The 796-nt window shown below is 57.3% G+C and carries 1 pseudogene; it reads right to left on the reverse strand.

Features of this window, described 5'->3' with window-relative positions:
• Nucleotides 1-683, reverse strand: a pseudogene (locus tag ACXJ5O_RS28745) (hypothetical protein); the annotation flags it as partial.
• Between the last annotated feature and the right edge of the window lie 113 nt (nucleotides 684-796).

A 796-nucleotide genomic window follows, 5' to 3' on the forward strand; every position in this document is an offset into this window, starting at 1 on the left:
GCACCTTCCAGCGCTGTGGGCGTCTCGAACAGCGGCGATATATCGAGCTTGTGATCGACGCCGAACAGCCGGGCGAAGCACATTGCGGCAAGCACGGTTGCCGGGTTTTCGCATTCGGCAATCAACAGGCGAATGGAGGAATCGCTATCGACGTGCTTGAGGATCTGGGCGGCGAGCAGGAACTGACGCAGCGCCGTTTTTTGCTCGATATCGAGGGAGGCGAAGTTGACCTGATACTTATCGGCATCGCGGATGAGTTCGCCAAGCATTTCGAGGATGGATCGACTGCCGATCTGTTCTTCGGAATCAAGGTCCAGATACTGCATGATGGCGTTATGAAGCTGTGTCGCATTGATACGCAGGTGAACTTCGCCCACGCCAAAGCTGAGCGCTGCCATCTCGCTACGCAGAATGAGCAGGTCCAGAGCAATCTCGTCGGAGGCATCCGCGATCCCTTCGTCCAGCATGGTGAGCAAGGGATCGATGCTGACGATCCGGTCGGGATGATCGGTCGTCAATATCTCCGAAGCGGCCTCAAGCGCTGACGGATCGAGCGGCATTTGCGAAAAGGCTTCAAGCACAAGATCGCTCCATGCGTGGAGCCGCTCGAGTTTCAGAGCCATCTGCCCGAGCTTGTTTCCGGCCGCCGATCCGCATCCGGGCTTTGCGCGTATCCGGGCCATTGAAGCTTGATAGCGACGGATCTGCCGCGATTTTTCAGCAAGCCTGAAGCGAAACATGTCGATCCAGGCTATGTCCGTACGTCCATCCAGATCGTAGCCGACCCAGGTACCAA

It is taken from the genome of Phyllobacterium sp. P5_D12 (assembly GCF_054049495.1).